Consider the following 23,726-nt stretch of genomic DNA (forward strand, 5'->3'; position numbering starts at 1 on the left):
CTACTTATGAGTACGCACGCCTCTGACCCCCTGGCCGCCCTCGGCTCCCTGCCGGGCGTCGCCGACTCGGTGGACTCCGTACGCAAGGCCGTCGACCGGGTCTACGGCCACCGTGTGATGCGCCGTCGCAGTAACGAGATCACCTCCGAGGCCGCGCTGCGCGGCGCGCGCGCCTCCGCCGCGCTCGCGGGCGCCGACTGGGCCCTCGAAGAGGTCCGCCGGCGCACCGACTTCGGCGCGGATCCGGAGGCCCGCACGGTCGGCGCGGCGCTGCGGCTGAGCGCCGAGAGCGGGCAGCTGCTCTCCATCTGGCGCCAGTCGCCGCTGCGGGTGCTCGCCCGGCTGCACCTGGTCGCCGAGGGCGAGCCGCGCGAGTCCACGGGCCGGCCGCGGCAGGCGGGCGAGCCGGTGGACGAGCCGCTGATCGAGGCGCCGCTGCCCGACCCGGCCGAGGTGTCCGGCCGGCTCGACGGCCTCGCCGACCTGATCATCGCGGGCGGCGACGCTCCGGCTCTTGTCACGTCCGCCGTGGTGCACGGCGAGCTGCTCGCCCTGCGTCCCTTCACCTCGTACAACGGGCTGGTGGCGCGGGCGGCGGAGCGGATCGTGCTGATCGGCAGCGGTCTCGACCCGAAGGCGATCTGTCCGGCCGAGGTCGGGCACGCGGAACTGGGCCGGGCGGCGTACCTGGCGGCCTTCGAGGGCTATCTGTCCGGGACCCCGGAGGGCATGGGCGCCTGGATCGCGCACTGCGGGCGCGCGGTGGAACTCGGTGTGCGGGAGTCGACGGCGGTGTGCGAGGCGCTGCAGCGCGGCGCGGCCTGAGCGGCCGGCTCCGGCTCCCGGCTCCCGCCGGCACTTCCACCGCCCTGGGGGCCCTGGGGGCCGGTTTCTCCCCCGACATGGGTTGCGGCGGTACCAGACTTCGGTACCGCCGCTGGCACATCTACCCAGTTACCAAGCGTCCTCGATATGTGCCCATCAGGCGGGGAACTTTGCCCTGCGCCTGGTGCGGCTGGCCCTTAATCGAAGGGTCGACGTCGCGTGGGTGCCAGGTTTCTGTGCATCAGGTCCGTGGGGCCGTCATGCTCAACGGGTGATCCTCTCGGATGTCCCCGGTCTCGCGGGCCTGATTCCTTTCTACTCCTGTCCGGATGGATGCGAAAGTCCTGAATCCGCTTCTTTGGTCTCTTCTCAAATCCGGGCAAAGGGATCGGCAAGTCCCGAGGTCGGGGCGGTGGGCCGCCCCGGCGCTCCCGGTGTCCCCGAGGGGCGGGGTCATGCGATGGCCCGGGCCGCCGCGCGGGAGAGGGCGGCCTGTCGCCGACGGCTGGCGTACCAGACGAGGCCCGCGGTGGCCGCCGCCGCACCCACCGCCGCCGCGGCGACGAGCGCCGGACGCGGCGGCATCCGGAACTCCGGCAGCCGCTGCTTGAGCCGGACCGGCTTGTCGAAGACCAGCACCGGCCAGTCCCGTGCGGTCGCCTCGCGGCGCAGCGCCCGGTCGGGATTCACCGCGTACGGGTGACCCACGGCCTCCAGCATCGGCAGGTCGGTCGCCGAGTCGCTGTACGCGAAGCAGCGCGAGAGGTCGTATCCCTCGGACGCGGCGAGCTCCCGGACGGCCTCCGCCTTGGTCGGGCCGTACGCGTAGTACTCCACCTCGCCCGTGAAGCAGCCGTCCTCGCCGACCACCATGCGCGTCGCGACCACCCGGTCGGCGCCGAGCATCTCGCCGATGGGCTCCACGACCTCGGCACCGGAGGTCGAGACGATCACGACGTCGCGGCCGGCCGCGTGGTGGTCCTCGATGAGCGAGGCCGCCTCGTCGTAGATGATCGGGTCGATCAGATCGTGCAGGGTCTCGGCCACGAGCTCCTTCACCTGAGCGACGTTCCAGCCTTTGCAGAGCGCGGAAAGATATTCGCGCATCCGCTCCATCTGGTCGTGATCGGCCCCGCCGACCAGGAACACGAACTGGATGTAAGCCGTCCGCAGTGCGGCACGGCGACTGATCAGCCCGCCCCGGTAGAAGGACTTGCTGAAGGTCAGCGTCGAGGACTTCGCAATGACCGTCTTGTCCAGGTCAAAGAAGGCGGCTGCGCGCGGCATCGAGTGGTTTTCCACGTGCCCGAGCATAGGTGCCCGCCATTCGGCGTACGCTGGGGCGCGTGGGTTTGCCTGAGAAGGCTCTCGGGTACACCATGGAAGTCACGGATCGTTCGCGACCGTGCTAACCCGGTCCGGCTCCTCCCCCCCCCGAGTCGGCCGGAGAGACGACCCCCGCTCTCCCCCCCGGCGGGGGTCGTCGCATGTCCGGACGGGTTTTCGTCCGCTCGATCATCATCTTCTCCCCTTCCTCCGGCCCGCGCCGCCGCGACGGCCGGGTGCGCGTACGAACCCTTGATTCGTCACTCAGCGTAGTCGTCACGATGCTCTCCGGGCAGTCCCGGATCGGGTGACGGAGTTATTCACAGGCGGCCGGTTATCCACAGTTTTCGAGCAAGATCCACATGATTTCCGGGGCCGCTGCACGGTGATTCCGGTCGCGAAGTCCGCGAACCACAGGAATCACGTGAGGGGTGGGTGCCGTGAAGGGACCGATGACTTCCGGAACGCCGGCGCCAGGCATGACCGCGCGAGGTATGACCCCGCGCGGCACGGCGGCGATGCGCGGGAGCGAGAGCCCGGGCGCGGATGGGTATCCGGGTGCGGGTGCGGGAGTGGGGGACGACGGCATGCCGCCGGTCCGCCCGCTGCTCGTGACCGAGGACCTGGTGCTGCTCGACGACCTGCTGCGGCTCTGCGCGGCGGCGGGCGCCGAGCCCGAGGTGCACCACACCGTGCCCGAGCGCCGGGCGAGCTGGACCGATCCGCCGCTCGTGCTCGTCGGCGACGACGCGGCGGTCCGCTGCCGCACCGCTGCCCGAAGGCCCGGCGTGCTGCTCGTGGGCAGGGAGCCCGACGACCCCGACGTCTGGCGGCGGGCCGTCCGGATCGGCGCCGAAGGCGTGCTGATCCTGCCCGGCGACGAGGGCCGGCTCGTGGACCTGCTCGCCGACGCAGTCGAGGGCGTCGGACGGCAGACCCCGACCGTCGGCGTCATCGGCGGCCGCGGCGGCGCCGGAGCCTCCACCCTGGCCTGCGCCTTGGCCCTCGCCGCCGTCCGGGCCGGGCAGCGCAGCCTCCTCGTCGACGGCGACCCGCTCGGCGGTGGCCTTGACCTCCTGCTCGGCGGAGAGCGCGCCGAAGGCCACCGCTGGCCCGACTTCGCCGCCTCGAAGGGCCGGCTGGCCGGCGCCGCACTCGAGGAGTCGCTGCCCGAGGCGCACGGACTGCGGGTGCTCAGCTGGGACCGCGGCGACCCGGTGCACGTGCCGCCCGAGGCCATGCGCTCGGTGCTCGCCGCCGCCCGGCGGCGCGGCGGGGTCGTCGTGGTCGACCTGCCCCGCCGGATCGACGACACGGTCACCGAGGCCCTCGCCCAGCTCGACCTCGGACTGCTGCTCGTCCCCGGCGAACTCCGCGCCGTCGCCGCCGCGCGGCAGGTGACGGGCGCCGTCGGCACCGTCCTGCGCGATCTGCGTGCCGTCGTCCGCGGGCCCTACGCCCCCGGGCTCGACGAGCAGTGGATCGCCGACGCCCTCCGGCTCCCCCTCGTCGGCGAACTGCCCCACGAGCCCGGCCTGTCGGCGGCCGGAGACGGCGGGCCCCCGCCCGGAGCGGAGGCCCGGGGCGGACTCGCCCGGTTCTGCGCCGCGTTCTGGGACCGCGTCCTCACCCCGGAGCGTGCGGCATGACTGGTACGGGACTCCTCGACGCCGTCCGGCAGCGGCTCGCCGAGAGCGGCGCCGAGCCGACCCCGGCCCGGGTCGCTGCGGCGCTCCGCGCCCAGGGACGTCTCCTCGGGGATGCCGAAGTGCTCGGCGCCGCCGAGCAATTGCGCAGCGAACTGATCGGCGCCGGACCGCTGGAGCCGCTGCTCGCCGACCCACGGGTCACCGACGTCCTGGTCTCCGCGCCCGACCGGGTCTGGGTGGACCGCGGCGCGGGCCTGGAGACGACCGGGGTGACGTTCCCGGACGCGGCGGCGGTACGGCGCCTGGCGCAGCGGCTCGCGGCGGTGGCCGGCCGACGGCTCGACGACGCCCGGCCCTGGGTGGACGCCCGCCTTCCCGACGGGACCCGCATGCACGCCGTCCTGCCGCCGGTCGCCGTCGGCTCGACCTGTCTGTCCCTGCGGGTGGTGCGTCCCCAGGCCTTCTCGGTGGGCGAGTTGACCGACGCGGGCACGGTCCCGCCCGGTGGCGAACCGGTGCTGCGGGCGCTGGTCGAGGCCAGGGTCTCCTTCCTCGTCAGCGGTGGTACGGGCTCCGGCAAGACCACTCTGCTGTCCACACTGCTCGGCCTGGTCGGCCCGCGCGAGCGGATCGTCATCGCCGAGGACTCCGCCGAACTGCGCCCCGACCACCCGCATGTGGTGCGCCTGGAGGCCCGCCCGCCCAACCAGGAGGGCGCCGGACTCGTGACCCTGCGGGACCTGGTGCGGCAGGCGCTGCGAATGCGGCCGGACCGGCTGGTGGTCGGTGAGGTCCGCGGCTCCGAGGCGGTCGATCTGCTCGCCGCCCTCAACACGGGCCATGAAGGCGGCTGCGGCACCGTCCACGCCAACGCGGCAGCGGACGTGCCCGCGCGGCTCGAGGCCCTGGGGACGGCAGCGGGTCTCGACCGGGCCGCCCTGCACAGCCAGTTGGGCGCCGGGCTCTCCGCGGTGCTGCACCTGGTGCGGGACCGGTCAGGGACCCGCCGGATCGCCGAGGTGCATGTCCTCGAACGGGACCGGGAGGGACTGGTGGTGACGGTGCCCGCGCTCAGCTGGAAGCCCGGTGGCTTCCAGCGGGAGCGGGGCTGGGCACGGCTGCGGACGCTGATCGGAGGCGAGCGATGACGGCGACGGTCCTCGGGGCGGCGCTGTGCGCGGTGCTCGCCCTGGCCTGGACGGCCGGGCAGGAACGGGCGGGCCGCAGGGCGCGGGCGGTGCTGGCGGTCCCGGGCGGCTCGACGCGGACCTGGAGCGGGGCTGTCGGGCCGTGGTGGGAGCTTGTGCGGGGCCGCCGCGAATGGCTGTGCCTGCCGGCGGCCGGAGTACTGGCGCTGCTCGGCTCCTCGCCACTGCCGCTCCTCGCGGGCGCCGTGGCGGTGCCGCTGGTCGGACGCCGGCTGAGGGCGGCCCGGGCGCGCCGGGAGAGGGAGGAGCGGGCCGACCGGGTGGTCGAGCTGTGCGGAGCCGTCGCGGGAGAGCTGCGGGCCGGATGGCAGCCCGGCCAGGCGCTGGCCTTCGCTGCCCGCGCCGGCGGGGCGCTCGGTGAGCAGGAGGCCGCCGTCCTCGCGGCGGCCCGCTTCGGCGGGGACGTTCCCGAGGCGTTGCGCCGGGCCGCCCGCCGGGACGGAGCCGACGGCCTGGCCGGGATGGCCGCCTGCTGGCAGGTCGCCGTGGACGGCGGCGCGGGTCTCGCCGCCGGCCTGGACCGGCTGGAGTCGGCCCTGCGGGCCCACCGGGACCAGCGGGAACGGCTACGCGCCCAACTGGCCGGAGCCTGGGCGACGGTGGCCGTCCTCGCGGTCCTGCCCGTTGCCGGACTCGGCCTCGGCTCGGCACTCGGCGCCCGCCCGCTCCGGGTCCTGCTCCACACCCCCGCGGGCCTCGGCTGCCTGCTCGTCGGTGGCGCCCTGGAGGCGGCGGGCCTGTGGTGGGCCGCCCGGATCGTGCGAGGAGGCGAGCGTCTGTGACGGCGCTGCTCATGGTGCTGTGCGCCTTCGCGGGGCTCGGCTGCTTCCTCGCCGGCGGGGTCCTGGAGATCGCGGGGTTGTGGTGGGCGGCTCGGACGGTTGGGGGAGGTGAGCGCTCGTGATCGCGCTGCTCATGGTGGTGTGCGCCCCTGTGGGGCCCGGGTGCTTCCTTGCCGGCGGGGTCTTGGACGCCGCGGGTCCGTGGCGGGCTGTTCGCACCGTAGCGGGAGGTGGGCGTCCGTGACGGCACTGCTCACCGTGGTGTGTGCCCTCGCGGCCCTCGGGTCGGCCGTGAGCGACGGGCGGCGCGGGTGGCGGGCTCGTGGGCGGGCTGCGGCTCTGCTCGGGCGCGAGCGGGTGCCCGGGCGGCGTCGGCGGCCGGGCCTTCCCGACCGGGTGCGGGCCTGGGGTGTGCCGTGTGCGGCGGGGCTTGCCGGACTCGTGCTCGTCGGCGGGCCGCCCGGACTGGTGGCCGGGGCCGGCGTCGCCTGGGGCGTGTGGTGGCTCAGGGTGCGTCGCTCGCAGGCCCGAGGAGTCGTCGGGGAGGCGGGGGCGGAGGAGCGGGCCGAGATGGCCCGTCAGTTGCCGCTCGCGGCCGATCTGTTGGCTGCCTGCGCCTCGGCCGGTGCGCCGCCGGGCGAGTCCGCCGAGGCGGTGGGGCGGTCGCTGGGCGGACCGGTCGGGGAGCGGCTGGTGCGGACCGCAGCCGAGCTGCGGCTCGGTGGCGAACCGGCCGAGGTGTGGCGGAGGTTCGGCGCGATACCCGGCGCCGAGGGGCTGGCCCGCTGCCTGGAGCGGGCCGCCTCCTCCGGGGCGCCCGCGGCCGAGGCCGTGGCGCGCCACGCCGAGGGGCTGCGGGCCGCCCGCGCCCGGACGGCGGCCGCCCGGGCGCAGCGCGCGCAGGTGTTGATCACCGCGCCGGTCGGGCTGTGCTTTCTGCCCGCCTTCCTGGCGGTGGGGGTGGCCCCGGTGGTGATCGGCCTGGCGAGCGGACTGCTCGGCGGCCGGTGAGAGCGGCTGGTGAGGACGGCTGGGCGCACCGAAGGGGCGCCCGACGAGACGACGACGGGTCCGGAGACGGACCTGAGGAGGTTCGAAGGATGCAGGTGCAGACGCAGATGCGGGTGCAGGTCAGGAAGCGGCTGAGTGCGTGGTGGCGGGCCCGGAGGGCCGCGGCGCGGCGTGACGCGGGGATGAGCACCACCGAGTACGCGATGGGCACGATCGCCGCCGCGGCCTTCGCCGCGGTGCTCTACAAGGTGCTCACCAGCGGCACGGTGTCCAAGGCCCTGGAATCGGTGATCGGGAAGGCCCTCGATGCGCCGTTCTGACCGGGGCTCGGTGACCGCGGAGACGGCGGTCGCGCTGCCCGCCCTTGTGCTGTTCACGGCGGCACTGCTGTGGGCGCTGGCGGCGGCCGCCGCGCAGATCCAGTGCGTGGACGCGGCTCGGGCCGGGGCAAGGGCGGTGGCCCGCTCCGAGCCCCTGGCCGCAGCCCAGGCCGCGGCCAGGGCCGCGGCGCCGGAGGGCGCCACGGTCGGGGTGGCGCGGGAGGGAGAGCTGTGGCGGGTGACGGTCGAGGCGGCCGCTCCCGGTCCCGGCGGCCTGGGGCTGACCCTGCGGGCCGGGGCGGCGGCGCTCGCCGAGGACACGGTGGGGGAGGCGGTGCCGTGAGCCGGCGGCGGGCGGACCGGGGAGCGGCGACGGTGTGGACCGCGTTCGCCGCGTGTGCCCTGTGCGTGGTGTTCGGCGCGGATCTCGCCCTCGGCCAGGCCGTCGCCGCCCGCCACCGAGCCGGGGCGGCGGCCGATCTCGCGGCCCTCGCGGCGGCCGACCGCGCCCTGTGGGGCGAGGCGGACGCCTGTGGCGCCGCCGGCCGGGTGGCCGCCGCTCAGGGCGCCGTGCTGCCGCGCTGCCGGGTCCGGGAGGACGTCGCGGATGTGACCGCGCGCGTCGAGGTGGGCCCGTGGGCGGTGGAGATCAGGTCGCGGGCGGGTCCTCCGGTGTCCCCGGAGCCTCCGGGGCCGGCGGGTGGGGCGCCTCGCGGAGGAGTTCCGTGAGGAGGCGGACGGCGCCGCGCTTGTGGAGCGGGTCGTTGCCGTTGCCGCACTTGGGGGACTGGATGCAGGACGGGCAGCCGGAGTCGCACTCGCAGGAGGCGATGGCCTCGCGGGTGGCGCCGAGCCAGGCGCGGGCGGTGTGGAAGGCGCGCTCGGCGAAGCCGGCGCCGCCGGGGTGCCCGTCGTAGACGAAGACGGTCGGCAGCAGGGTGTCGGGGTGGAGCGGCACGGAGACCCCGCCGATGTCCCAGCGGTCGCAGGTGGCGAAGAGCGGGAGCATGCCGATGGAGGCGTGTTCGGCGGCGTGCAGGGCGCCGCCGAGGATCTCCGGATTGATCCGGGCGGCGTCGAGCTGGTCCTCGGTGACCGTCCACCACACGGCCCGGGTGCGCAGGGTGCGGGGCGGCAGGTCGAGCTTGGTCTCGCCCAGCACCTCGCCGGTGATCAGACGGCGGCGGAGGAAGGAGACGACCTGGTTGGTGACCTCGACGGAGCCGTAGCAGAGGCGGCCGGCTCCCCAGGGGATCTCGGTGTCGGTGGACAGGACGGAGATGGAGGTGGTGTCGCGGGCGACGGTCGAGTAGGGCGGGTTCGCCTCCTCGACGAGGGCCACGGAGTCCTTCAGGTCGAGCTCGCGGACGAGATAGGTGCGGCCCTGGTGGAGGTGGACGGCGCCCTCGTGGACGGCGGTGTGGGAGGCGGCCTCGTCGACCGTGCCGAGCAGCCGGCCGGTGCCGGCCTCGACGATCCGGACGGGGCTGCCCCCGCCGCCCCGGATGTCGGTGAGGTCGGCAGCCCGCTCGCGGCGGGTCCAGTACCAGCCGGTGGAGCGGCGGCGGAGCAGTCCGGCGGACTCCAGCTGGGGCAGCAGTCCGGGCACGGCCGGGCCGAAGAGGGCCAGGTCGGCGTCGGTGAGCGGGAGCTCCGCGGCGGCGGCGCACAGATGGGGGGCGAGGACGTAGGGGTTGTCGGGGTCGAGGACGGTGGACTCGACGGGCTGCTGGAAGATCGCCTCGGGGTGGTGGACCAGGAAGGTGTCCAGCGGGTCGTCGCGGGCGACCAGGACGGCCAGCGCGCCCTCGCCGGAGCGCCCGGCTCGGCCGGCCTGCTGCCACAGGGAGGCGCGGGTGCCGGGGTAGCCGGCGATCAGCACGGCGTCGAGCCCGGAGATGTCCACGCCGAGCTCCAGGGCGGTGGTGGCGGCCAGCCCGAGGAGTTCGCCGGAGTGCAGGGCCCGCTCCAGGGCGCGCCGCTCCTCGGGCAGGTAGCCGCCCCGGTAGGCGGCGACCCGGCGGGCCAGGGAGCGGTCGACCTCGGCGAGGCGTTCCTGGGCGATCACCGAGATCAGCTCGGCGCCGCGCCGGGAGCGCACGAAGGCGACCGAGCGGACTCCCTGCACGGTCAGGTCGGTCAGCAGGTCGGCGGTCTCGGCGGTGGCGGTGCGGCGGACCGGGGCGCCCTGCTCGCCGTGGAGCTCGGTCAGCGGCGGCTCCCACAGGGCGAAGACCAGTTCGCCGCGCGGGGAGGCGTCGTCGGCGACCTCGGTGACCGGGAGGCCGGTGAGCCGGCCGGCGGCGAGCGCGGGTTCGGCGGAGGTGGCCGAGGCCAGCAGGAACACCGGCTCGGAGCCGTAGCGGGCACAGATCCGGCGCAGTCGGCGCAGCACCTGGGCGACGTGGGAGCCGAAGACGCCGCGGTAGGTGTGGCACTCGTCGACGACGACATAACGAAGGGAGCGCAGGAAGGAGGACCAGCGGGGGTGGGACGGGAGTATGCCCCGGTGCAGCATGTCGGGGTTGGTGAGCACGTAGTTCGCGTACTGGCGGACCCACTCGCGCTCCTCGACCGGCGTGTCGCCGTCGTAGACGGCGGGGCGGATCCGGTTGCCGAGCGGGGCGGCGAGTTCGCGCACGGCGCGCCGCTGGTCGGCGGCGAGGGCCTTGGTGGGGGCGAGGTACAGGGCGGTGGTGCCGCGCCCGTTCGCGGCCTCCGAGCCGTCCAGGAGGGTGGAGAGGACGGGGGCGAGATAGGCGAGCGACTTGCCCGAGGCGGTTCCCGTGGCGATCACCACCGAGCTGCCGTCCAGGGCGTGCTCGGCGGCTTCCGCCTGGTGGGCCCAGGGGTGCTCGATGCCGGCCTGTTCGACGGCCGCGATCACTTCCGCCCGGATGCGGTGCGGCCACACGGCATGCCGGCCCTCGCGGGCGGGCATGTGCTCCGTATGAGTGATGCGCGCGGCCCGGCTCTCGCCTCGCGAGAGCCGGTCGAGGACCTCGCCGGGAGAGGGGCGGCTGCCCGTTTCCCCCGGGGGTCGGCTGGGGCGGTGATTCCTGGCCATCGGCACCGAGTGTGTCACCGGCATGACGGACAATGCTCCCAAGGCGTCGTGCATGGCTGCCGGTAAGTGATTGAATGCCATCGCGGCCGGCTATCCGTCCCGTGGCTCCGCCCGGGAGACCCGAGGGACGGCCGCTCGATAGCTAGGTGCTGGAGGACCCGTGGACCTGTCTCTGTCGACTCGCACTGTGCCCGGCCCCAATGGCGACCGTACGGTCGTCGAGGTCGGTGGCGAGATTGATGTGTATACCGCGCCCAAGCTGCGCGAGCAGTTGGTCGAGTTGGTGAACGACGGCAGCTACCACCTGGTTGTCGACATGGAAGGCGTGGACTTCCTCGACTCGACCGGCCTCGGCGTGCTGGTGGGCGGTCTGAAGCGCGTGCGCGCGCACGAGGGATCGCTGCGTCTGGTGTGCAACCAGGAGCGCATCCTGAAGATCTTCCGGATCACCGGTCTGACCAAGGTGTTCCCGATCCACACCTCGGTCGAAGAGGCCATCAACGCGGCCGACTGAGCCCCCGCGCCCAGCCGTCGTCCCGTGCAGCCGCCGAGAATCCCAGGGGGATCGCATGGCCACCGTTGAACTGCTCTTCAGCGCCCAGCCCGAGCACGTCCGCACGGCCCGCCTGGTGGCCGCCGCGGTCGCGCGTCGGGCCGGGGTCGACGAGGCGGTCCTCGACGAGGTCCGGCTCGCCGTCGGCGAGGCCTGTTCCCGCGCGGTGGGGCTGCACCGCAGCAACGGGGTCACCACCCCCGTCCGGGTCGTGCTGACCGAGGAGGAGAAGTCCTTCTCCATCGAGGTCGGCGACGAGGTGCCCGGCGCGGGCGTGGCGGCCGCGGATGCCGCCGGTGTGCCCGGTGAGCGCGACGCGGCCCCGGCGCCCGCCGAGGACTTCGACGACGCCGGCGGTGAGGACGAGATGGGCCTCGCGGTGATCCGCGGGCTCGTCGACGACGTCGAGGTGAGCGCCGGCGAGGACGGCGGCACCATCAGGATGAGCTGGCCCGCCAACCCGGACGCCGCGTTCGGCTGACCCCTCCGCCGCCCGGCCCGCCCGGCGCGACGGACCCGAGAACGAGACAGAGGCCCTGCCCCGCAGGGCCTCTTTTTCGTACCCGGGCCGCGCCGCCGCCTTCGTACCCGGGCCGCGCCGCCTCGCGCCCGCGCCCGGCCCGGAATGCTTTGGGGGCATTACCGCATTCGGCGGTACTTGTGAGGTATTCGGGAATTACCATTGCGGCGACCTGTTTTGATCAGGTTTCCGTCCTTACAATCCGGCTTGTCTTGACCCTGCGACGTCAAGGAGGACGGAATGGCGGGTCTCGCAGCCGCGGTGCTCACTCAGGAGAACCGTGTGATCGTGGTCGTCGTCGCGGGCGTCGCGCTCGCGGCGCTGGTCGTCGCACAGCTCCTCGTCCGGCAGGTCCTCGCCGCCGGCGAGGGCACGGAGAAGATGAAGCAGATCGCGGCGGCCGTGCAGGAGGGCGCGAACGCGTATCTCGCCCGGCAGCTGCGCACCCTCGGCGCCTTCGCCGTCGTCGTGTTCTTCCTGCTGTTCCTGCTGCCCGCCGACGACTGGTCGCAGCGGGCCGGTCGCTCGCTGTTCTTCCTGGTCGGCGCGCTGTTCTCGGCCGTCACCGGATATGTGGGCATGCGGCTCGCCGTACGGGCGAACGTCCGCGTCGCCGCGGCGGCCCGCGAGGCCACCCCGGCCGAGGGCGAACCGGCGAAGGACCTGACGGATGTGGCGCACCGGGCGATGAAGATCGCGTTTCGTACCGGTGGCGTGGTCGGCATGTTCACCGTCGGGCTCGGCCTGCTCGGCGCGTCCTGCGTGGTGCTCGTCTACGCCGCTGACGCGCCGAAGGTCCTGGAGGGCTTCGGCCTGGGCGCCGCGCTCATCGCCATGTTCATGCGGGTCGGCGGCGGCATCTTCACCAAGGCCGCCGACGTCGGCGCCGACCTGGTCGGCAAGGTCGAGCAGGGCATCCCCGAGGACGACCCGCGCAACGCCGCCACCATCGCCGACAACGTGGGCGACAACGTCGGCGACTGCGCGGGCATGGCCGCCGACCTCTTCGAGTCGTACGCCGTGACCCTGGTCGCCGCGCTCATCCTCGGCAAGGCCGCCTTCGGCGACCTCGGCCTCGCCTTCCCGCTGCTCGTACCGGCGATCGGCGTGGTCACCGCGATGATCGGCATCTTCGCGGTGGCCCCGCGGCGCACCGACCGCAGCGGCATGACCGCCATCAACCGCGGCTTCTTCCTCTCCGCCGTGATCTCCCTGGTCCTGGTGGCCGTCGTCGCCTTCGCCTACCTGCCGTCCTCCTACGCCGAGCTCGACGGCGTCACCGAGCCCGGCATCACCGCCCACGACGGAGACCCGCGGATCCTCGCCCTGGTCGCGGTCGCCATCGGCATCGTGCTCGCCGCGCTGATCCAGCAGCTCACCGGCTACTTCACGGAGACCGGCCGGCGCCCGGTCCGCGACATCGGCAAGTCCTCTCTCACGGGCCCCGCCACCGTCGTCCTCGCCGGCGTATCCATCGGCCTGGAGTCGGCCGTCTACACGGCGCTGCTCATCGGACTCGCCGTCTACGGCGCCTTCCTGCTCGGCGGCGCCTCCATCATGCTGGCGCTGTTCGCCGTGGCGCTGGCCGGCACCGGGCTGCTCACCACGGTCGGCGTGATCGTCGCCATGGACACCTTCGGACCGGTCTCCGACAACGCGCAGGGCATCGCCGAGATGTCCGGCGACGTGCAGGGCGCCGGGGCGCAAGTGCTCACCGACCTCGACGCCGTCGGCAACACCACCAAGGCGATCACCAAGGGCATCGCGATCGCCACCGCCGTCCTCGCCGCCTCCGCGCTCTTCGGCTCCTACCGGGACGCCATCGCGACCTCCGTCGCCGACGTCGGGGCCCGGGCCGGCGAGGCCAATCTCTCCATGGACATCTCGCAGCCCAACAACCTCTTCGGGATGATCCTCGGCGCCGCGGTCGTCTTCCTCTTCTCCGGACTCGCGATCAACGCCGTGTCCCGGTCGGCCGGGGCGGTGGTGTACGAGGTGCGGCGGCAGTTCCGCGAGCACCCCGGGATCATGGACTACACCGAGAAGCCCGAGTACGGGCGGGTCGTCGACATCTGCACCAAGGACGCGCTGCGCGAGCTCGCCACGCCCGGGCTGCTCGCCGTGACGGCCCCGATCGCGGTCGGCTTCGCCCTCGGCGTCGGCGCGCTCGGCTCGTACCTCGCGGGCGCCATCGGCACCGGCGCGCTGATGGCGGTCTTCCTCGCCAACTCCGGCGGTGCCTGGGACAACGCCAAGAAGCTGGTGGAGGACGGGCACCACGGCGGCAAGGGCAGCGACGCGCACGCCGCGACCGTGATCGGCGACACCGTCGGCGACCCCTTCAAGGACACCGCGGGGCCGGCGATCAACCCGCTCCTGAAGGTGATGAACCTGGTCGCGCTGCTGATCGCCCCGGCGGTCGTGCAGTTCAGCTTCGGGGCCGACGCGAGCCCCTGGCTGCGCGCCCTGGTCGCGGTGCTCGCGATCGGTGTGATCGTGGCGGCGGTACGGGTCTCCAAGCGGCGTTCGGTGGCCGTCGGGGACGGTTCGGCGGAGCGCGACGGGACGTCGAAGGGCGCCACCGTCGCACCGTGAACGGAGGCTCCCCGAAAGCTTGATGAGTTCTCGTCAAAGCGGGGGCGGACGGCGCGTTCTGACGTGACGTCCGCCCCTGCTTCCTTGGTTCAAACGGCTTCAATATCGGATGAATCGGTCGCACGATCGGTGGAAGCCGTCCGTCCGGCGTGTATGTTCCGGGGCCGAGAGCCTTGGAAGGGACCGATCCGGTGAACAAGAAGCTTGCGGCCGCACTGTCCGGCGGCGCGGTACTGGTGCTCGTGCTGTCCGGTTGCAGCGACGACGAGGGCGACAAGGTCAACGACTGGGCCAAGACGTTCTGCGACCAGGCGCAGCCGCAGATCCAGAAGCGGGCCAACGCCAATCAGCTGATCATCTCCACGGCGGCCGACAGCAAGCCCGAGACGATCAAGGCCGCCGACTCGAAGGCCTTCCAGGACATCGCCGACGCCGACCGGGCGCTCGCCAAGGCCGTCGAGAGCGCCGGCGCGCCGCCGGTCGACAACGGCCAGAAGATCCAGCAGGACGCCGTCAAGGAGCTCAACGCCACGGCCGTGGCCTACGACGGGCTGAAGAAGCAGGTCGACGCGCTGGACACGTCGAACCAGCAGAAGTTCGCGGACGGCCTCAAGGTCGTCTCCGACAACCTGGCGAAGATCCAGAACATGGACCAGGACGCCGTCGCCAAGCTCCAGGCCGGCGAGCTCGGCCAGGCCATGGCCAAGCAGCCCGGCTGCCAGACGCCGAAGGCGTCCGTGCCGCCGAGCGCCTCCCCCAAGGCCGGCGCGCCCGACGCGGGCGCCACGACCCCGGCGGGCAAGACTCCGGCGGCCAAGCCCTCCGCCTCGGCGAAGACCGAGTAGCGACCACCTCGGCGGCGCCCGCCCGCCGCCCGGGCGCCTTTGCCGTTCGGCCCTTGTCGTCCAGCCCGCCGCCCGGTCCTTGCGGTCCGGCCGACCGCCCGGCCCTTGCCGGGCGGTCCCGGGACGTCGGTGGCGGCCGATGTCGGTGGTGGCCGCCACAATGGGGCATGTGAGTACGACCAGCACGACCCCCAGCCTTCCGGTGCCCACGCACGCCGCCCGACTGCGCGAGGCCCTGCTCGCCGCCGACTTCACCGCCGACGGCCTGCTCGACCTGCTCGGCGCCCAGGCCTACGCGGCCCTCGCGCGCAGCGAGACCGTGCCCGCCCTGCGCGCCACCCGCGGGGACTCCCCGCTGGAGACCCTCGTCCGTCTCTTCCTGCTCCAGCAGGACGTCGACACGGCGCGGGCCGCCGCCGCACTGCCGCTCGACGAGGCGCTCGCCGACGGCTGGGTGACGGCCGAGGACGGCGCGGTGCGCGCGACCGCCGACGTCCGGCCGTACGGAGGGCCGGACGGCGAGGACTGGTTCATCGTCTCCGACCTCGGCTGCGCCGTCGGCGGCGCAGGCGGCATCGGCAAGCAGGGCCGCGACGTGGCCGGCGCGGCCGTCGTCCTCGGCGTCGGCGGGGCCTCCACCACCCTCGCCGGCATCACCGTCCGCACCCCGGTCGCCACCGCGCTCGACCTCGGCACCGGCTCCGGCATCCAGGCGCTGCACGCCGCGCAGCACGCCACCCTGGTCACCGCCACCGACCTCAATCCGCGGGCCCTGGACTTCACCCGGCTCACCCTCGCCCTCTCCGGGGCGCGCGGCGCCGAGCTGCTGACCGGCTCGCTCTTCGAGCCCGTCGACGGCGACACGTACGACCTGATCGTGTCCAACCCGCCGTTCGTGATCTCTCCCGGAGCCGGGCTGACGTATCGGGACGGCGGGATGGGCGGCGACGACCTGTGCCGCACCCTCGTCCAGCAGGCCGGGGAGCGGCTCAACGACGGCGGGTTCGCCCAGTTCCTCGCCAACTGGCAGCACGTCGAGGGCGAGGAGTGGCAGGACCGGCTGCGCTCCTGGGTACCGGCCGGGTGCGACGCCTGGATCGTGCAGCGCGAGATCCAGGACATCACCCAGTACACCGAGCTGTGGCTGCGCGACAGCGGCGACCACCAGGGCGACCCGGAGGCGTACCGCGCCGCGTACGGGCGGTGGCTCGACGAGTTCGAGGAGCGCAAGACCAAGGCGATCGGCTTCGGCTGGATCACCCTCCGCAGGAACGCGGCCGTCGCCGCCAGCACGATCGAGCCCTCGATCGTCGTCGAGGAGTGGCCGCACCCGGTCGAGCAGCCGCTCGGCGCCACCGTGCGGTCCCACTTCGAGCGCCAGGACTATCTGCGCGGCCACGACGACGCGGCCCTGCTCGCCGACTCCTTCGTCCTCGCACCCGAGGTCGTGCAGGAGCAGGTCGGGCTGCCCGGAGCCGAGGACCCCGAGCACGTGCTGCTGCGGCAGAACCGTGGCATGCGCCGCGCCACCCGGGTCGACCACGTCGCCGCCGGCTTCGCGGGCGTCTGCGACGGCACGCTCAGCGCCGGACGCATCCTCGACGCCATCGGACAGCTCACCGGCGAGGACCCGGCCACGCTGCGGGACCGCACCCCGCAGGCCATCCGGCTGCTCGTCGAGGAGGGCTTCCTGCTGCCCGCCGCCCAGGCCCCGGCGCAGCAGTAGGGGGAAGACCGGGGGAGGGGAGGGGGCAGAGGTCACGTGATACGGATCGAGCTCGACGAGGCCGCGCTCGGTGCGACCCGGATCGCCATGAGCCCGCTGCGGGACGCCTTCTGCGCCCTCCACCTCCAGCTGCCCGGGCGCAGCCCCTCCTGGCCGTACCAGGAGTGGGTGGGGCACGCCCGCGCGGTGTGGCGGGAGGACGACCGGCTGCGGCCGCTGTGGGAGCTGTTCACCCGGAGCCCGGGGGAGTTCACGGACTTCCTGCTGCCCCGGCCGGTCGGCACCCCCGACGTGTACGAGGAGCTGGACCTGCTGCGGGCCACCGAGCCCGCCGCCGTGCGCGCCCTCGCCGACCACTACTACCCCGGTCTCGCCGAAGCGCCGTTCCTGCGGCCCTATCTGACGGACCCCGAGGCCGCGTGCGGGGCGCTCGCCGACGCGTACACCGCCTGGTGGGAGGAGGCCGTCGCCCCGTACTGGCCGGTGATGCGGCGACTGGTCGAGGACGAAGTCCTGGTCCGCGCCAGGACCTTCGCCACCGAGGGCGTCGACGCGCTGTTCAGCGGCCTGGAGAACCGGGCGCGCTGGCAGCGGCCGGTGCTCGAACTGACCAAGCACACCGAGGCGGAATACGCGGCGGGCGAGCGGCGGCTCGTGCTCGTGCCGCTGGTCTTCGCCGAGGGCTGCCGGCTCTACTCCACCGACGACCCCGAGGTCCTCGCCGTCTCCTTCCAGGCCCGCGGCGCCGCCGCGCTGCGCGAACCGGCCGAGCCGGCGGCCGACGACCGGCTCGGGCTGCTCCTCGGCCGCGGCCGGGCCGCCGTGCTGCGCGAGCTGGACGGCCCGCTCACCACCGCCGGCCTCGCCGACCGGCTCGGCCTCGCGCCCTCCACCGTCTCCGAGCACCTGTCACTGCTCTCCGGCGCGGGCGTCGTCACCCGCCACCGGGTGGGGCGTTCGGTCTACTACCAGCTGACGGACACCGGCCGTTCGCTGCTCGCGCTCCTCGCCGGCGAAGGGGTGCCGGTCCGCGCCGCCTGACGATTCGGGCGCTCCCGAATCGATGGCCCGGGCCCGGCCCGCGTCGCCAGACTCCGCCCCATGCTCGCTATCGAGGCGGACGCCCTGCGCCGCACCTACACCAGCAGGACCGGTTGGCTCCGCCCGCGCCGGACCGAGACCGAGGCCGTGCGCGGGGTGACGTTCGACGTGGCGCCCGGCGAACTCTTCGGACTGCTCGGGCCGAACGGCGCGGGCAAGACCACCACCATCAAGATGCTCAACACGCTGCTGCTCCCGACCTCCGGCACGGCCCGCGTGTGCGGGCACGACGTGGCCCGCGACCCCGTCGCCGTACGCCGCCGCATCGGCTATGTCTTCGGCGGCGACCGCGGTCTCTACGACCGGCTCAGCGCGCTCGACAACCTGCGCTACTTCGCCGAGCTGTACGGGGTCGAGGCCCGCGACCAGAAGCGGCGGATCGCCGAACTCCTCGACCTGGTCGGCCTCTCGGGCCGCGAGCGGGAGCGCGTCGAGGGCTACTCGCGGGGCATGCGGCAGCGACTGCACATCGCCCGCGGGCTGCTGCACCGGCCCGAGGTGCTGTTCCTCGACGAGCCGTCGATCGGCGTGGACCCGGTCGCCGCGCGCGATCTGCGCCGTACCGTCGCCGACCTCGCCGCCGACGGCACGACCGTGCTGCTCACCACCCACTACATGGCCGAGGCCGACGAGTTGTGCGGCCGGGTCGCCGTCATCGCGGGCGGCCGGATCCGCGCCCTCGGCACACCGGAGAGCCTCAAGGCCCGGGTCGGGGACCGGGACGTCCTGGAGATCGAGGTGTACGGGGTGGGCGAGGACGTGCTCGACGGCGTCCGGCGCGTGCCCGGGGTGCGGGGCGTCGCCGTCGAGGAGCGCGGCACCGCCCAGGCCCTCAGCGTGCAGACCGACCGGGGCGCCGAGCTGCACGCGCCGGTCCTCGCGGCGCTCGACGGGGTACGCGTCGGACGGGTCGTCAGCCGTGAACCCTCCCTGGAGGACGCCTACATCGCCCTGGTGGAGGGCGAGGACTCCCGTGGCCCGGGCCGTGAGCAGGCCGCCGACCTGCCCGGTGACCAGTCAGGCGAGCAGCCCGGTGACCAGCCCGGTGACCAGTCCGGCGAGCAGCCCCGCGACCTGACGGAGATGACCGCGTGATCCGTGTCCTGCGGCTGATCGCCGTCGGCGTCCGCACCCATGTCTCGTACATGTCGCGCTCGCCGATCGAGATCACCTTCGCCGTGCTCGTCCCGCTCGTCTACGCCACCCTCGCCGTCTACCTCTTCCGCGCCGCCGGCGACCCCGACCGGCTGCTCACCGCCTCCGTCGGCGCCGGGCTCATGGGCATCTGGGGCTCGGTGCTCTTCGGTTCCGGCGGCGCCGTGCAGAACCAGCGCTGGCTCGGCACCCTGGAGACCCTGGTCGCCGCGCCGACCCCGCTCGCCCTCGTCCTGCTGCCCGTCACCCTCGCGACCGCCGTCATCGGCACGTACGCGATGGGCGCGACCGTGCTGTGGGGCGTGGTCCTCTTCGGGGTGCCGCTGGACTTCGCGCACCCGCTGCTCTTCCTCCTCGCCGTCCCGGTCTGCGTGCTGTCCCTCGGGATGACGGGGCTGCTCCTGGCCGCCACCTTCGTGCTCCTGCGCAACGCCAACGCCCTGGCCAATCCGCTCGACACGCCGATCTGGCTGCTGTCCGGACTGCTCGTGCCGGTCACCGTGCTGCCCGCCTGGACCCACCCGATCTCCTGGGCGCTGCCCACCACCTGGGGCGCGCGGGCCGTGCACGCGGCGACCTCCGGCGGCCCGTCCGCCGCCGAGGTGCTGGAACCGCTGCTCGTCTCCGCCGCGCTGGGCGCCGGATACGCGCTCGCCGCCGTCCTCGTCCTCGGCCGGGTGGAGCGCCGGGCCCGGGCCGCCGCGTCCCTCGCCCTCGCCTGACCCCGAAAGGCCCTGCTGATGTTCCGTTTCCTCAGGCCGGCGCGGCTCGTCCTCGTCGGCGGAGTCCTCTCGTACCGCGCCCTGTTCAACTGGACGACCCCGCCCATGTTCATCGGAACGCTGCTGGTGGGACCGCTGCTCCAGGTCTTCTTCTTCGTCTTCCTCGGCCGGGAACTCGGGGTCGCCGACGACCGTTTCCATCTTGTCGGGAACGCCGTGCTCGCGGCTTCCGCCTCCTGCGTGTACGGCGGCACCATGGCCGTCGCCAACGAGCGCCGGTACGGCACCCTCGGGGCCGTCCTGCTCTCGCCCCGGCACCGGGTCCCGCTGTGGACGGGCCGTGCCCTGCCGTACGTCCTCAACGGAATGTTCGTCAGCGTCGTCGTGCTCGCCGCCGCCGCGACGCTGCTCGGCCTGCCCGTACCGGCCGGCGCGCTGCCCGGGCTCGGGCTCGTGCTGCTCGCCGGGGCCGCCGCCTGCTCGGCCTTCGGGCTCGCGCTCGGCGCGCTCGGGCTGCGCTTCCGCGACGTGTTCCTGGTGTCCAACGTGGCGAGTTCGGCGCTGCTCCTGCTCACCGGCGCGGCCGTGCCCCGCGACACCCTGCCCGGCTGGATGCGCGCCACCGGCGAGCTGCTGCCGCTGACCCACGCGGCCGACGCGGCGCGCCGCCTCACCGCGGGCGGTGGGCTCGACGGGCGGCTGCTCGGGGCGGAGCTGCTCGTCGGCGCGGGGTACGCGGTCCTCGCCGTCGCCCTGCTCGCCCTCTTCGAGCGCGGCAGCCGGCGCCGCGCCACCCTCGACGTGATGTAACGAGCGACACGACGGAAGCCACGACCCGACAGACGACCCGACAGACGACGCGACAGAAGTCACGACGGAAGTCACGACGGAAGTCACGACGGAAGCCACGACCCGGCAGAGAGGAGTACCGGCCATCCTCGTGAAACCGCTCGGGACCCTCCGTGCCGTTCACCGCGAATTCGCCCTCCTGACGCCGGGAGGTGCCAGCCTCGGCTCCGGAGGCCTTGGGGCCATGGGCGAGGGAACGGGGTATGGGCGATGGAGAGCGGGCCGGCGATCTTCGCGGGAGCGGCGTTCACGCTGTTCGGGGCCGCACTGCTGCTCTGGACGGGGGTCCGGGTACGGCAGGGCGAGCCGGTCGCCCTGGGGGTCGCGCCGCGCGCCGCCGCCGTCCTCGCCGGCCTCTTCGGCGCGGTCTTCGTGCTGCTCGGGATCTGGTGCTTCGGCCGGCTGTGACCTGCCCGCCCCGCTGACGTGACGCGGACCCGTCCGGGAGTCCGGGCGGCAGGAAGGGCAGGAGTCGGGTTACCGTTCGAGTGGCCGTTGCGGGCTTTCACCGTTTGACACGGGGGCGGGTTGTACCGTCACACTCCGCAGCGACGGCAGTGTCACCGTGCGTGTCGCTGTTGTGCGTGCCAGCGCAGACCGCGTCGACCGGAGAGAAGAGCGAAGTTGTCCCCGACCAGCGAGACCGCACAGGGCGGCCGCCGACTCGTCATCGTCGAGTCGCCTGCCAAGGCGAAGACGATCAAGGGCTACCTCGGCCCCGGCTACGTCGTCGAGGCGAGCGTCGGGCACATCCGCGACCTCCCGAGCGGCGCCGCCGAGGTGCCCGAGAAGTACACCGGCGAGGTGCGCCGGCTCGGCGTCGACGTCGACCATGACTTCGCGCCCATCTACGTCGTCAACGCGGACAAGAAGGCGCAGGTCAGGAAGCTCAAGGAGCTGCTCGCCGAGTCCGACGAGCTCTTCCTCGCCACCGATGAGGACCGCGAGGGCGAGGCCATCGCGTGGCACCTCCAGGAGGTCCTGAAGCCCAAGGTGCCGGTGCACCGCATGGTCTTCCACGAGATCACCAAGGACGCCATCCAGGAGGCCGTGCGCAACCCGCGCGAGCTGAACAAGCGGATGGTCGACGCCCAGGAGACCCGCCGCATCCTCGACCGCCTCTACGGCTACGAGGTCTCGCCGGTCCTGTGGAAGAAGGTCATGCGCGGCCTGTCCGCGGGCCGCGTCCAGTCCGTCGCCACCCGGCTCGTCGTCGAGCGCGAGCGCGAGCGCATCGCCTTCCGCTCCGCCGAGTACTGGGACCTGACCGGCACCTTCGCCACCGGCCGCGCCGGTGACCCGTCCGACCCGTCCTCCCTCACCGCCCGGCTCGCCACGGTCGACGGCAGGCGCGTCGCGCAGGGCCGTGACTTCGGCGCCGACGGGCGGCTGAAGAGCGAGAACGTGCTGCACCTCGACGAGGAGAAGGCCCGCGCGCTCGCCGCCTCCCTCGCCGACACCCGCTTCTCCGTCCGCTCGGTCGAGTCGAAGCCGTACCGCCGCTCCCCGTACGCCCCCTTCCGCACCACCACCCTCCAGCAGGAGGCCAGCCGCAAGCTCGGCTTCGGTGCGAAGGCGACGATGCAGGTGGCGCAGAAGCTGTACGAGAACGGCTTCATCACCTACATGCGTACGGACTCCACCGTCCTGTCCGACACCGCGGTCACCGCGGCCCGGGCGCAGGTCACGCAGCTGTACGGCGCCGACTACCTGCCGGAGAAGCCGCGCGTCTACGCGGGCAAGGTCAAGAACGCCCAGGAGGCGCACGAGGCGATCCGGCCTTCGGGTGATCGTTTCCGCACCCCGGCGGAGACCGGCCTGACCGGCGACCAGTTCAAGCTGTACGAGCTGATCTGGAAGCGGACCGTCGCCTCCCAGATGAAGGACGCGACCGGCAACTCGGTCACCGTGAGGATCGGCGGCACCGCCGCCGACGGCCGCGACGCCGAGTTCACGGCCTCCGGCAAGACCATCACCTTCCACGGCTTCATGAAGGCCTACGTGGAGGGCGCCGACGACCCGAACGCGGAGCTCGACGACCGCGAGCGGCGGCTGCCGCAGGTCGGCGAGGGCGACGCGCTGACCGCCCAGGAGATCACCGCCGACGGGCACGCCACCAAGCCGCCCGCCCGCTACACCGAGGCCACCCTGGTCAAGGAGCTGGAAGAGCGCGAGATCGGCCGCCCGTCGACGTACGCCTCGATCATCGGCACCATCCTCGACCGCGGCTACGTCTTCAAGAAGGGCACGGCCCTCGTGCCGTCCTTCCTCTCCTTCGCCGTGGTCAACCTCCTGGAGAAGCACTTCGGGCGGCTCGTCGACTACGACTTCACCGCCCGGATGGAGGACGACCTCGACCGCATCGCGCGCGGCGAGGCCCAGTCCGTGCCGTGGCTGAAGCGTTTCTACTTCGGCGAGGGCGGCGGACCCGGCGAGGGCTCCGGCGCCGCGGACGCGGGCAACGGCGACGGCGACCACCTCGGCGGCCTGAAGGAACTGGTCACCGACCTCGGCGCCATCGACGCCCGTGAGATCTCCTCCTTCCCCGTCGGCAACGGCATCGTGCTGCGCGTCGGCCGCTACGGCCCGTACGTCGAGCGCGGCGAGAAGGACCAGGAGGGCCACCAGCGCGCCGACGTGCCCGACGACCTGGCGCCCGACGAGCTCACCGTCGAGTACGCCGAGGAGCTGCTCGCCAAGCCGAGCGGCGACTTCGAGCTGGGCACCGACCCGGTCAGCGGCCACCAGATCGTCGCCAAGGCCGGCCGCTACGGTCCGTACGTGACGGAGATCCTTCCCGAGGACACCCCGAAGACCGGCAAGAACGCGGTCAAGCCGCGCACCGCCTCCCTCTTCAAGTCGATGTCGATCGACACCGTCACCCTCGAAGAGGCGCTCAAGCTGATGTCGCTGCCGCGCGTCGTCGGCACCGACGCCGAGGGCGTGGAGATCACCGCGCAGAACGGCCGCTACGGCCCGTACCTCAAGAAGGGCACGGACTCGCGCTCCCTCACGGCCGAGGAGCAGCTGTTCACGATCACGCTTGAGGAGGCGCTGGCGATCTACGCCCAGCCCAAGCAGCGTGGCCGGGCCGCCGCCAAGCCGCCGCTGAAGGAGCTCGGCACCGACCCCGTCAGCGAGAAGCCCGTGGTCGTCAAGGACGGGCGCTTCGGCCCGTACGTGACGGACGGCGAGACCAACGCCACCCTGCGCACCGGCGACAGCGTGGAGACGATCACGCCCGAGCGCGGCTACGAGCTGCTCGCCGAGAAGCGCGCCAAGGGCCCGGCGAAGAAGACCGCCAAGAAGGCGCCCGCGAAGAAGACGGCCGCCAAGAAGACCACGGCGGCGAAGAAGACGACCACGGCGAAGAAGACGGCCGCCAAGAAGACCACGGCGGCCAAGAAGACCACGACGGCGAAGGCCGCCGCCGCGAAGAAGACGGCGGCCGCCAAGCCGGAGTGACGCTCGT

22 protein-coding genes are annotated in these 23,726 nt (G+C 73.6%); 20 read left to right on the forward strand and 2 right to left on the reverse strand.

Going from position 1 to position 23,726, the window contains the following annotated elements; genetic code table 11:
* Nucleotides 1-6: 6 nt before the first annotated feature.
* On the forward strand, nt 7-825 hold the full coding sequence (locus AB0M18_RS17935) for an oxidoreductase (RefSeq protein WP_365758934.1): 819 nt from the start codon (nt 7-9) through the stop codon (nt 823-825).
* Nucleotides 826-1,278: 453 nt separating this feature from the next.
* On the opposite strand, the gene AB0M18_RS17940 is transcribed toward AB0M18_RS17935, so the two are convergent.
* Nucleotides 1,279-2,139: an HAD-IB family hydrolase gene (locus AB0M18_RS17940; RefSeq protein ID WP_365758936.1), complete on the reverse strand. Its 861-nt coding sequence runs from the start codon at nt 2,137-2,139 to the stop codon at nt 1,279-1,281.
* A 599-nt stretch (nt 2,140-2,738) separates the two neighbouring features.
* Here AB0M18_RS17940 and ssd point away from each other — a divergent pair.
* The 8 genes from ssd (at nt 2,739) to AB0M18_RS17980 (ending at nt 7,850) form a co-directional block, all read left to right on the forward strand.
* Nucleotides 2,739-3,800, forward strand: coding sequence for a septum site-determining protein Ssd (ssd, locus tag AB0M18_RS17945; RefSeq protein WP_365759261.1), 1,062 nt, complete (start codon nt 2,739-2,741; stop codon nt 3,798-3,800).
* Nucleotides 3,797-4,948 (forward strand): TadA family conjugal transfer-associated ATPase, encoded by a 1,152-nt coding sequence (locus AB0M18_RS17950; RefSeq protein WP_365758938.1) that lies wholly within the window; start codon nt 3,797-3,799, stop codon nt 4,946-4,948. The genes ssd and AB0M18_RS17950 overlap by 4 nt, the downstream gene beginning before the upstream one ends.
* Nucleotides 4,945-5,790: a type II secretion system F family protein gene (locus tag AB0M18_RS17955; RefSeq protein ID WP_365758940.1), complete on the forward strand. Its 846-nt coding sequence runs from the start codon at nt 4,945-4,947 to the stop codon at nt 5,788-5,790. Before AB0M18_RS17950 ends, AB0M18_RS17955 begins: the two co-directional genes overlap by 4 nt.
* Entirely contained in the window at nt 5,787-5,912 is a 126-nt protein-coding gene (locus AB0M18_RS17960; protein ID WP_365758942.1) for a hypothetical protein, read from the forward strand. The genes AB0M18_RS17955 and AB0M18_RS17960 overlap by 4 nt, the downstream gene beginning before the upstream one ends.
* 118 nt (nt 5,913-6,030) lie before the next feature.
* Nucleotides 6,031-6,801 carry a type II secretion system F family protein gene (locus tag AB0M18_RS17965; protein WP_365758944.1) on the forward strand — a complete coding sequence of 257 codons (771 nt, stop codon included), beginning with the start codon at nt 6,031-6,033 and terminating at the stop codon, nt 6,799-6,801.
* An 89-nt stretch (nt 6,802-6,890) separates the two neighbouring features.
* Entirely contained in the window at nt 6,891-7,121 is a 231-nt protein-coding gene (locus AB0M18_RS17970) for a DUF4244 domain-containing protein (RefSeq protein ID WP_365758946.1), read from the forward strand.
* Nucleotides 7,108-7,464 carry a TadE family type IV pilus minor pilin gene (locus AB0M18_RS17975; RefSeq protein WP_365758948.1) on the forward strand — a complete coding sequence of 119 codons (357 nt, stop codon included), beginning with the start codon at nt 7,108-7,110 and terminating at the stop codon, nt 7,462-7,464. The genes AB0M18_RS17970 and AB0M18_RS17975 overlap by 14 nt, the downstream gene beginning before the upstream one ends.
* Entirely contained in the window at nt 7,461-7,850 is a 390-nt protein-coding gene (locus tag AB0M18_RS17980; RefSeq protein WP_365758950.1) for an Rv3654c family TadE-like protein, read from the forward strand. Before AB0M18_RS17975 ends, AB0M18_RS17980 begins: the two co-directional genes overlap by 4 nt.
* Here the strand turns inward: AB0M18_RS17980 and AB0M18_RS17985 are convergent.
* On the reverse strand, nt 7,771-10,269 hold the full coding sequence (locus tag AB0M18_RS17985) for a DEAD/DEAH box helicase (RefSeq protein ID WP_365758952.1): 2,499 nt from the start codon (nt 10,267-10,269) through the stop codon (nt 7,771-7,773). The genes AB0M18_RS17980 and AB0M18_RS17985 overlap by 80 nt on opposite strands.
* A gap of 79 nt (nt 10,270-10,348) precedes the next feature.
* Here AB0M18_RS17985 and AB0M18_RS17990 point away from each other — a divergent pair, with 79 nt between their 5' ends.
* From AB0M18_RS17990 to topA, 11 genes are all read left to right on the forward strand, one after another.
* Nucleotides 10,349-10,702, forward strand: a complete 354-nt coding sequence (locus tag AB0M18_RS17990; RefSeq protein WP_265865258.1) for an STAS domain-containing protein — start codon at nt 10,349-10,351, stop codon at nt 10,700-10,702.
* A 55-nt stretch (nt 10,703-10,757) separates the two neighbouring features.
* Nucleotides 10,758-11,222, forward strand: a complete 465-nt coding sequence (locus AB0M18_RS17995) for an ATP-binding protein (RefSeq protein WP_365758954.1) — start codon at nt 10,758-10,760, stop codon at nt 11,220-11,222.
* 279 nt (nt 11,223-11,501) lie between these two features.
* The gene (locus tag AB0M18_RS18000; RefSeq protein ID WP_365758956.1) at nt 11,502-13,856 is read left to right on the forward strand and encodes a sodium-translocating pyrophosphatase; all 2,355 of its coding nucleotides are present in this window, start codon (nt 11,502-11,504) and stop codon (nt 13,854-13,856) included.
* A 191-nt stretch (nt 13,857-14,047) separates the two neighbouring features.
* The gene (locus AB0M18_RS18005) at nt 14,048-14,701 is read left to right on the forward strand and encodes a small secreted protein (protein ID WP_365758958.1); all 654 of its coding nucleotides are present in this window, start codon (nt 14,048-14,050) and stop codon (nt 14,699-14,701) included.
* A 160-nt stretch (nt 14,702-14,861) separates the two neighbouring features.
* Complete coding sequence (locus AB0M18_RS18010; protein WP_365758961.1) at nt 14,862-16,427, forward strand: methyltransferase; 1,566 nt, start codon at nt 14,862-14,864, stop codon at nt 16,425-16,427.
* Between the two features lie 36 nt (nt 16,428-16,463).
* On the forward strand, nt 16,464-17,468 hold the full coding sequence (locus AB0M18_RS18015) for a helix-turn-helix domain-containing protein (protein WP_365758963.1): 1,005 nt from the start codon (nt 16,464-16,466) through the stop codon (nt 17,466-17,468).
* A gap of 60 nt (nt 17,469-17,528) precedes the next feature.
* A complete protein-coding gene (locus tag AB0M18_RS18020) occupies nt 17,529-18,623 on the forward strand; it encodes an ABC transporter ATP-binding protein (RefSeq protein ID WP_365758965.1) in 1,095 nt (364 codons plus the stop codon).
* On the forward strand, nt 18,620-19,405 hold the full coding sequence (locus tag AB0M18_RS18025; RefSeq protein WP_365758967.1) for an ABC transporter permease: 786 nt from the start codon (nt 18,620-18,622) through the stop codon (nt 19,403-19,405). Before AB0M18_RS18020 ends, AB0M18_RS18025 begins: the two co-directional genes overlap by 4 nt.
* A gap of 18 nt (nt 19,406-19,423) precedes the next feature.
* Complete coding sequence (locus tag AB0M18_RS18030; RefSeq protein WP_365758969.1) at nt 19,424-20,215, forward strand: ABC transporter permease; 792 nt, start codon at nt 19,424-19,426, stop codon at nt 20,213-20,215.
* 249 nt (nt 20,216-20,464) lie between these two features.
* Entirely contained in the window at nt 20,465-20,662 is a 198-nt protein-coding gene (locus tag AB0M18_RS18035) for a hypothetical protein (RefSeq protein ID WP_365758971.1), read from the forward strand.
* A 216-nt stretch (nt 20,663-20,878) separates the two neighbouring features.
* The gene (gene topA, locus AB0M18_RS18040) at nt 20,879-23,719 is read left to right on the forward strand and encodes a type I DNA topoisomerase (RefSeq protein ID WP_365758973.1); all 2,841 of its coding nucleotides are present in this window, start codon (nt 20,879-20,881) and stop codon (nt 23,717-23,719) included.
* Nucleotides 23,720-23,726 lie beyond the last annotated feature (7 nt).

The sequence above is a fragment of the Streptomyces sp. NPDC051909 genome (assembly GCF_040681095.1).
Lineage (GTDB): Bacteria > Actinomycetota > Actinomycetes > Streptomycetales > Streptomycetaceae > Streptomyces.